Below are 8,871 nucleotides of genomic sequence, written 5' to 3' on the forward strand. Positions count from 1 at the left end.
TGGCCGCGCAGGCCCCGTCGGCGGCCGCGCCGACCGCGCTGCTGACCCAGGTCGCGGAGGCCCGGCCGACGCCCGACGCGCAGCCCCGGCTGATCGCCCCGCTGGCCCCGGTGCCCGGCGACGCCGCGCCCGAACCGCCGCAGCTGCGGGTCTCCGACCTGGTCAAGGCGGCCGGCCTGACCGAGGCCGCGCGGCAGCGCGCCGAGCGGGAGTCCGCGGCCCGTTGCGACGCCGACCTCGACGGCCTGGGCGCGGTCAAGCCGTGGGTCCGCGCCGGAGCCCGGTTCCTGTCGTGCCTCTACGACGAGCCGACCCTGCACGGCGTCGCCTCCCGCGGCGGCAACTACTCCGACCACCCCAGCGGGCACGCCGTCGACCTGATGACCGGCCGCGAGCGCGGCGACCGGATCGCCGCGTGCACCCTGGCCAACCAGGACGAGCTCGGCGTCGACTACGTCATCTGGCGCCAGCGCGTCAACTACGGCGACGGGTGGGAGCCGATGGCCGACCGCGGCGGGGCAACCGCCAACCACTTCGACCACGTGCACGTCTCGTTCGAGCGGTCCGCGCCCGACGGACGCCCCTCGGCGGAGCTCTGCGACTGACGGTCAGGCGTCGCCCGGGGTGGCCTCGTGGCCGCGGCGCCCGCGGGTGCGCCGCCGCTGCTTCATCTCGGCCTCGAACACGTGCCGCCGCCCGCCCATGGTCTCCTCGCGCACCGCCCGCTCCATCTCCCGGAACGTCGCGTAGTAGCCGTCGTCGAACTCCTCGACGACCTGGAACGTCCAGCGCCCGGCCAGCACGTTCGCCCCGCGCAGCCCGGTCGCGACCCGCTCGGCCAGCTCCTCGTGGCCGGTCCCCCGCAGACCGTCGACGGCGTCGTCGAGCAGCAGGTCGGCCCGGCCCATCAGCTGGTGGAAGCTGTAGAGGTGGCCGCGGGCCCGCTCCAGGTACTCCAGCGCCTCGGACATCGTGCCGGCGGCCTGCACGAGCTCGTCGGAGGCACCTTCCGGCCGGGAGTGCTCGGCGTCGACCGCATCGCTGCTCACCCCACCCGGTTCCCGCGGCCGCCGCCCCGAAACCCCGATCGCCACCGGCGAACAGCACCCGCTGTGGGCGAACACGGCCGTCCCCGGCGCGGTCGCGGCCTAGCGTCGGGTGGACCGACGACCCCCGGGAGGCAACATGCCCACGCAGTTCCGTCCGATGGCCTCCGTGCACCCCCTCGCGGCCCAGCCGTGGCAGGGGCACGAGCCGCAGATCCCCGCGCCCGCGCCGAGGCACCCGCCGCGCCCCGAGCCGCAGCCCCTCGCGCCCGCCGTCGGGCCCGTGCTGCACGCGCCTGCCCCGCCGGCCGTCCCGGACCCGGTGGTGGACCGGCTGCTGGCCGAGCGGATCGTGTTCCTCGGCCAGGAGGTCGACGACGCGATCGCCAACCGGATCTGCGCCCAGCTCCTGCTGCTGTCCGCCGAGGACCCCGAGCGCGACATCGCGCTCTACATCAACTCACCGGGCGGCTCGGTCACCGCGGGCATGGCCATCTACGACACGATGCGCCTGGTCAAGCCGGACGTGGCGACCTGGTCGATCGGGTTCACCGCGTCCATGGGGCAGTTCCTGCTCAGCGCCGGCACGCCGGGCAAGCGCCACGCCCTGCCGCACGCGCGCATCCTCATGCACCAGCCATCGGCCGGGATGGGCGGCAACGCCTCGGACATCGCGATCCGGGCGGGCGTGTACGGGGCGATGAAGCGCGAGATCGCCGAGCTGATCGCCGAGCACACCGGCCAGAGCTTCGAGACGATCACCGCCGACTCCGACCGCGACCGCTGGTTCACCGCCACCGAGGCCCGCGACTACGGCCTCGTCGACCACGTCGTCACCCCCTGAACCCGTCGAGAACGAACTTGTCGTGATTTTGGACCGGTCCAACTCGCGACAACTTCGTTCTCAACGGGGTGGGGGCACCGGGAGGACGAGGGCGGTGAGCAGCCGGGCCAGGTCGGCGGCGGGATCGGCGGTGAGACCGGTGTGCACCGGCCCGGCCTGCACGACCGTGCTGCGCGGCGCCGTCAGCCTGCGGAAGCGCCGCCCGCGGTCCTCGTCGCCGGCTGGGCCGGCCAACCGCGCCGCCGACGCCGGGCCCGCGCTGCACTGCGCCGCCACCGCCTCCAGCGCGCAGCCGACGGCGTCCGCGTCGGCGTGCGGGTCGAGGGCGGCCAGACGGGACGTGTCCAGGTGCACGGCGGCACCCAGGTAGTCCAGGGCCCGGCAGTACAGCAGCACACCCGCGTTGATGGCCTCCCCGCGCTCGACGCGGGGCACCACCCGCAGCACGGCGTACTCGAACGCGTGCCGGTTCATGCCCGCTTCCCCAGCCGCCGGGCGATCCAGTCCGGTGGGTGCGTCTGCGGGACCGAGCGGTCCAGGCCGTCGACGGCGGCGGCGGCCACCGCGGCGGCGACGCCGGGCAGCCAGGCGTCGCGGGCGTCGCGGCGGGCCAGCAGTTGGCGCACGTAGGCCGCCCGGACGTCGTCGGGCCCGGCGAAGCCCGGCTCGTCGACCAGCCAGTCGTCGGGTACCGCCGCCACCACACCGGCCAGCAGCTCGGCGGTGACCCGCGGGCCGAGCGCGACGTCGGCGGCACCGACGTCGGGAGCGCGACCCAGCAGGACGTGGGTGCTCGCGTCGTACGGACGCCGCACCCAGCCCTGCGCGCTCGACCAGGCGTGGTGGAACGTCAGGCTGGCCCCGTGGTCGATCAGGTACGGGCCGCCGTGCCACCACAGCAGGTTGGCGTTGCGCCACGACCGGTCGACGTTGCCGATGAGCGCGTCGAACCACAGCACGCGCCCGGCGAACCCGGCGTCGACCGGGAACGCCGTCGGGTCGAGGTCCAGCGCGCCCGGCAGGAAGTCCGTCCCGAGGTTGCGCCCCGGGCTGGCCCGCAGCAGCTCCTGGACCTCCTGGTCGGGCTCGGAGGCGCCGAGCGCGGGGTCGAGCTGCACGGTGACCAGCTCGGGCACCGGCAGGCCGAGCCCGCGGGCCAGCTCGCCGGCCACCACCTCGGCCACCAGCACCGCCCGGCCCTGCCCGGCCCCGCGGAACTTGACCACGTAGGTGCCGAGGTCGTCGGCCTCCATGAGGCCCGGCAGCGACCCGCCCTCGCGCAGCGGCGTGACGTACCGGACCGCCGTCACGTCCCGCAGCACGCCCCCACCCTACGACCCCGTCGAGAACGAGGTTGTCGTGATCCACAAGCCCTCTCGATCACGACAACCTCGTTCTCGACGGGTGTCCGGGGGCGGCCACGAGGCCGAACGGGTGGCGGCGTCACACCCCTCGGGGCCCGCCGCTAGCGTGGACGGCTCGTAGTGCTTCTGCATCGATGGAGAAACCCATGCGCGTCGGCGTGCTCACCGGGGGTGGCGACTGCCCCGGACTGAACGCGGTCATCCGCGGGATCGTCCGCAAGGGCGTCCCGGCCTACGGCTACTCGTTCCTCGGATTCCGGGACGGGTGGCGCGGCCCGCTGGAGGCGCTGACCAAGCCACTCGACATCCCGGCCGTGCGCGGGCTGCTCCCCCGCGGCGGCACGATCCTCGGCTCCTCGCGGACCAACCCGTTCAAGGAGCCCGACGGCGTCGAGAAGATCAAGACCAACCTGCAGCAGCTGGGCGTGGACGCGCTCATCGCGATCGGCGGCGAGGACACCCTCGGCGTCGCCACCAGGCTGCACGAGATGGGCGTCAACGTCATCGGGGTGCCGAAGACGATCGACAACGACCTCAACGGCACCGACTACACCTTCGGCTTCGACACCGCCGTGAACATCGCGACCGAGGCGATCGACCGGCTGCACACGACGGCCGAGTCGCACCACCGGGCGCTCATCGTCGAGGTCATGGGCCGGCACGCCGGCTGGATCGCGCTGCACGCCGGGATGGCCGGCGGGGCGAACGCGATCCTGATCCCGGAGGTCCGCTTCGACATCGAGCAGGTCTGCCGGTGGGTGGAGTCGCGCTTCCGCCTCGACTACGCCCCGATCATCGTCGTCTCCGAGGGCGCCATGCCCAAGGAGGGCGACGAGGTCCTGGTCAGCGACGAGAAGGACGCCTTCGGCCACGTCCGCCTCGGCGGCATCGGCGACTGGCTGGCCAAGGAGATCGAGAAGCGCACCGGCAAGGAGGCCCGCACCACGGTGCTGGGCCACGTGCAGCGCGGCGGCACGCCGACGGCCCGCGACCGCTGGCTGGCCACCCGCTTCGGCCTGCACGCGGTGGACGCCGTGCACGCCGGCCAGTGGGGCATGATGACCGCCCTGCGCGGCACCGACATCGAGATGGTGCCGCTGAGCGAGGCCACCAAGGAGCTCAAGGTCGTCGACCCGAGCCTCTACGCCGAGGCCGAGGTCTTCTTCGGCTGACGCCTTCCCGGCGTTCCGCGCCGGCCCGCCGGGGCGGTCAGCGGTGGGTCGGGTGGGTGGGGGCGTCGGCCCGCCGGCGCTCCCGCCAGTCCTTCAGGCGCCGGTAGCCCCGCCGCACCCGCCGCCACAGGACGATCAGCAGCAACAGCCCGATGAGCAGCAGGAACCCGGCGATGATCGCCGCCGGGACCGGGTTGAGCACGGCCATGGTCGCCACCCCGGCGACCGCGACGTCCTCGGCCAGGCTCGTGCCGATGTTGGTCACCGGCTCCGGTGAGGTGTTCACCACGAGCCGCAGCCCGCCCTTGACCAGGTGGCTGACCAGCGCCGCCCCGCCGCCCGTCGCGGCCAGCACGGCCTGCTCGACCGAGGACGCGTCGCCGGCGAGCAGGATGGCGAGCACGGCGCCGGCGGTCGGCCGGATCGCGGTGGAGATGGCGTCCCAGATCGAGTCCAGGTAGGGCACCTTGTCGGCGACGAACTCGACCAGGTAGAGCGCGCCGGCGACGAGCAGCACGTCGGTGCGGGTCAGCACCTCGGGCACGGCGTCGACGCCGCCGAAGCGGCCCAGCAGCCCCAGCATCGCCACGCACAGGTAGGCGTTGATCCCGCTGGCCCACCCGCTGGCCACGACCGTCGGCAGCAGCTCCACCGGCACCGTCCCCCTGGTTCAGGAAAGCCACGTTGCTGCCCCCTGGGGACAGGAACGTGGCTTTCCTGAACTTAGCGAAGGTGCGGCCGGGTCAGACGATGCCCTGGCGCGTCGCGGTGTAGACGATCTCCGTGCGGCGCCGGACCTCCAGCTTGTCGCGCAGGTTGCGGACGTGGAACTTGACCGTCGCCTCGCTGATCACCAGCCGGCGCCCGATCTCGCGGTTGGACATGCCCACCGCGAGCAGCCGCAGCACCTGGTTCTCCCGCTCGGTCAGCATCGCGCCGCCGAGCCCGCGCACCGGCGGGCGGTCGTCGTCGCGCAGCACGTCGGCGGCCACGGAGCCGGTGCGGGAGTCGAAGACGCTCTCGCCGCGCAGCAGCGTGTGCACCGCCCGGCTGATGTCGGCGGTCTCGGCGCCCTTGCGCAGGTAGCCGTGCACGCCGAGGCGCACCGCGCGCATCATCAGCTCGCGGTCGCGGCTGCTGGTGAGCACCAGCACGCGCACCCCGCGGTGGCGTTCCAGCAGCATGCGGGCCAGGTCGACGCCCGCGGCGTCGCCGCGGCCCAGGTCGACGTCGAGGACGACGAGGTCGGGCGGGCAGCGGTCGGCGATGACCAGCGCGTCGCGCGGGGTCGCGGCCTCGCCGATGACGGCGAGCTGCGGGTCGGAGGCGAACAGCTGGCGCAGCCCGAAGCGGACGATCGCCTCGGAGTCGACGACGAGCAGGCGGGCCGTTCGGCGGGCGGTGGGAATCGCTCCGCCGGCCGGGTCCAGCGAAGCTGGACGAGCGTCCAAAACTGCGTCCGTGGTCACGGGCACACCCTCCTCGGCGATCCGCGATGTGTGACGGTCGACTGCCTGGCTGGCGACGACCGAGGTTGTTGTGGACTGTAGGACTTGACGCGTTGCCCGAACGTTGCACGTGACGCGCGTCTTGCTGCATTAGGAGCAGTGGGTGATGATGTGCCCGTCCTGGGGCGATGACGCTCGGAGTGCTGATGACGACTCGAGGTGCCGACGACCCCGTCGACCACGCGCACCTGCTGCACGAGGTCTTCGACGCGGTACTCGCGGGCGGTAGGGCACCCGCCGATCCGCGCCCCCTCGTGTCCGAATCGTGGCGGCGCAGCCTGGCCGCCCACGTCGACCCGGACAGCCGCACCCCGCCGGTGGTGGTGCCGGCCGCCGACGTCCCGGAGCTGCGCGCGGCGCACCCGCTGTCGGACGTGCTGCCGCTGCTGCGCAGCACCTTGGTGAGCATCGCCGACGAGGCGATGCACATGATGCTGGTCACCGACGCCGAGGGCACGATCCTGTGGCGCGAGGGCGCCGTGCGCGTGCTCAGCGCGGCCGACGACGTCGGCCTGTTCCCGGGCACGGCGTGGAGCGAGGACGCCATCGGCACCAACGCGATGGGCACCGCGCTGGCCGTGGACAACCCGGTGCAGATCCACTCGGCCGAGCACCTCGTCCGCGCCTACCACGCCTGGACCTGCGCGGCCGCCCCCGTGCACGACCCGGACACGGGCGCCATCCTCGGCGCCGTCGACATCTCCGGGCCGCTGCACACCGTGCACCCGGCGATGGTGCAGCTGGTGTCGGCCACCGCCCAGCTCGCCGAGCACCAGCTGCGGGTCCGGATGGCGATCGCCGACGAGCGGCTGCGGGTGCGCAACATGCCCCACCTGAGCAGCCTGCGGGGCCGTTCCGGAGCCCTCGTTACCCCGACCGGGCGGATCATCGCCGGTGAGCCGTACGGCATGTGGCCCGAACGGGTGATGTTGAACGCCGGCGCCGACCGCGTCCGTCTGGAGGACGGTCGCGAGATGCTGGTCGAGCCGCTGGCCGAGGGCTACCTGCTGCGGGCGCCGCAGCGGGCCAGCGCGCCGCAGCCGCACCGCGCGCTGTCGCTGCGGTTCACCGGCGACGCCGCCCCCACCGCCCTGCTGGACGGCACGCCCGTCCCGCTCACCCTGCGCCCCGCCGAGCTGCTCGCGGTGCTCGCCCTGCACCCCGACGGCCTCAGCGCCGAGCGGCTGGCCCTGCTGCTCTACGGCGACGAGGGCAACCCGACGACCGTGCGCGGGGAGATCCTGCGGCTGCGCGGCGTCATCGGCTCCGACGTCCTGCGCACCCGGCCGTACCGCCTCGCCGCCGCCGTCGACTCCGACTTCGACGCCGTCCGCCGGGCCCTGCGCGCCGGGCAGCCCGCCGAGGCGCTGCGGGTCTGCGCCGGGCCGCTGCTCCCGCGCTCGGACGCCCCCGAGATCCGGCAGCTGCGGGAGGAGCTGGCGGCGGGGCTGCGGCACGCCGTCCTGGACGCCGACGACCCCGACCTGCTCGCCGAGTTCGCCGAGCACCCCCTGGGCCGCGACGACCTGCAGGCGCACGACCGGGCGATCGCCCGGCTGGCCCCCGGCGACCCCCGCCGCGCGGAGCTGGCGCTGCGCCGGGCCCGGCTGCTCGCCGACGCCTGAGCAGCCCTACCCCTCGTAGACCCGCAAGCCCGCCGGCTCGGCCGCGGTGAAGGCGGTGACCTCCATCGCCAGGCCCGGCGAGCCGCTGCTCAGGGGGTCGTCGAGGGTGCACATGGCGAGGCCGTCGGCGATCGTGCAGTCCGCCGGGTCGCCCGGGCCGCCGCGCTGCACGACGGACATGCGGGTCACCCCCGGTGGAGCGGTGAGCAGGATGGCCGCGGCGCCGCCCTGGTAGCGCACGACCGGTCGCGGCGCGTCGTCCGGGCCCGGGGGCAGCGGTCCGCCGGTGAACGACGGGCCGCCGGCGGGGTCCTGGATGCAGTACCCGGCGGCGAGGTCGCCGATCCTGGCCACCAGGGCCGGTGGCGCGCTCCCCCCGCCCTCGTGGCGCGCCACCGGCATCCAGAGGTCGGGGTCGGTGTAGGTGCCGGCCGGCAGCAGCGCCAGGCACTCGCCAAGCTCCGCGCCGTCGGGGGTGTCGGCGCGGTGCGGCAGGGCCCGGTCGACGTGGGTGAGCGCCGGTTCCGGTTGCCCGACGGGCCCCTGGTAGCCGCCCTCCACCGCGAGGGGGACGGCGCCGAGGTCCGTGGCCGCGTCCGCCGGGACGCCGTCGACCTGCAGGTACGCGGCCCGCAGGAACGTGACGGGCGCGGTGTCGGACCACGCCGTCGGCCCGGACCCGATGGTGAACCGGCGCCCCTGCGGGTTGAGCACGACCAGCATGGCGGGCGCCATCCCGACGACCCGCACGCCGCGCTCCGGCGTCCCCGGGGTGCCCGACAGCACCACGGACGCGGGGGTCAGCAGGCAGCCGAACGCGTCGTCGATCGTCAGCTCGCTCTCCACGGCCCCGGTGCCCACGTGCATCGTCGCGCGCCACCGGGAGGTGGGCGGGTACTCGGCGGCGCGACCACTGCGCACGACGGCGGTGGCGCACCGGGCCAGCGCCGCGTCCGTGGCCGGGTCGCCGCTCGGGGCCGGCAGCTCGTCGGCCGGCAACGGGGCCGGGGCGGTCGTCGAGGCGGCGGTCGGCACCACGGGCGACGACGTGGGCGTACCGGCCGGCGCCCCCGACGGGCCCGGGCCGACCGAGCGGGCGCCCGGGAGCGCCACCAGCGCGACCACGACCGCCACCAGCACCACGGCGGCCGCGGTGAGCAGCGGGGCCCACCGCCGGGCACGGTTGCGCACGGGCGCGCCGGCGCCGGCCATCCCCGCCAGGACGGTGCGCAGGGCCCGATCGCGCACGTCCGGCGGCAGCGGCGGCGCGGCCGGCAGGCCCAGCTCGTCGGTGGTGTTCATCGCAGCTCCT

9 protein-coding genes and 1 pseudogene are annotated in these 8,871 nt (G+C 75.0%); 4 read left to right on the plus strand and 6 right to left on the minus strand.

The annotated features are described in order from the left end of the window. The coding region (locus tag KIK08_RS34890; RefSeq protein ID WP_214407592.1) for a VldE C-terminal domain-containing protein at positions 1–605 on the plus strand (605 nt) is incomplete at its 5' end. Positions 606–608: 3 nt separating this feature from the next. Here the strand turns inward: KIK08_RS34890 and KIK08_RS34895 are convergent. Continuing rightward, positions 609–1,049 (minus strand): hypothetical protein, encoded by a 441-nt coding sequence (locus KIK08_RS34895; RefSeq protein WP_214407593.1) that lies wholly within the window; start codon positions 1,047–1,049, stop codon positions 609–611. Between the two features lie 136 nt (positions 1,050–1,185). Here KIK08_RS34895 and KIK08_RS34900 point away from each other — a divergent pair, with 136 nt between their 5' ends. Beyond that, positions 1,186–1,890, plus strand: a complete 705-nt coding sequence (locus KIK08_RS34900) for an ATP-dependent Clp protease proteolytic subunit (RefSeq protein WP_250558441.1) — start codon at positions 1,186–1,188, stop codon at positions 1,888–1,890. 60 nt (positions 1,891–1,950) lie between these two features. On the opposite strand, the gene KIK08_RS34905 is transcribed toward KIK08_RS34900, so the two are convergent. Together KIK08_RS34905 and KIK08_RS34910 are read right to left on the minus strand one after the other, a co-directional pair. Next, the gene (locus KIK08_RS34905) at positions 1,951–2,364 is read right to left on the minus strand and encodes a DUF3037 domain-containing protein (RefSeq protein ID WP_214407594.1); all 414 of its coding nucleotides are present in this window, start codon (positions 2,362–2,364) and stop codon (positions 1,951–1,953) included. Further along, positions 2,361–3,212: a HipA family kinase gene (locus KIK08_RS34910; protein WP_308258083.1), complete on the minus strand. Its 852-nt coding sequence runs from the start codon at positions 3,210–3,212 to the stop codon at positions 2,361–2,363. Before KIK08_RS34910 ends, KIK08_RS34905 begins: the two co-directional genes overlap by 4 nt. A gap of 188 nt (positions 3,213–3,400) precedes the next feature. Between KIK08_RS34910 and KIK08_RS34915 the strand changes: the two genes are divergently transcribed. Then, a complete protein-coding gene (locus tag KIK08_RS34915) occupies positions 3,401–4,426 on the plus strand; it encodes a 6-phosphofructokinase (protein ID WP_214407595.1) in 1,026 nt (341 codons plus the stop codon). Positions 4,427–4,463: 37 nt separating this feature from the next. Here KIK08_RS34915 and KIK08_RS34920 read toward each other — a convergent pair whose 3' ends face one another. Together KIK08_RS34920 and KIK08_RS34925 are read right to left on the minus strand one after the other, a co-directional pair. Beyond that, entirely contained in the window at positions 4,464–5,078 is a 615-nt protein-coding gene (locus KIK08_RS34920; RefSeq protein WP_214407596.1) for a DUF4126 domain-containing protein, read from the minus strand. Between the two features lie 91 nt (positions 5,079–5,169). After that, the gene (locus tag KIK08_RS34925; protein ID WP_308258084.1) at positions 5,170–5,895 is read right to left on the minus strand and encodes a response regulator transcription factor; all 726 of its coding nucleotides are present in this window, start codon (positions 5,893–5,895) and stop codon (positions 5,170–5,172) included. Between the two features lie 185 nt (positions 5,896–6,080). Between KIK08_RS34925 and KIK08_RS34930 the strand changes: the two genes are divergently transcribed. Next, complete coding sequence (locus tag KIK08_RS34930; protein ID WP_214407597.1) at positions 6,081–7,559, plus strand: helix-turn-helix domain-containing protein; 1,479 nt, start codon at positions 6,081–6,083, stop codon at positions 7,557–7,559. 6 nt (positions 7,560–7,565) lie between these two features. Here KIK08_RS34930 and KIK08_RS34935 read toward each other — a convergent pair. Next, positions 7,566–8,871 (minus strand): annotated as a pseudogene (locus tag KIK08_RS34935) (hypothetical protein); the annotation flags it as partial.

Source organism: Pseudonocardia lacus (genome assembly GCF_018531445.1).
GTDB classification, from domain to species: Bacteria; Actinomycetota; Actinomycetes; order Mycobacteriales; family Pseudonocardiaceae; genus Pseudonocardia; species Pseudonocardia lacus.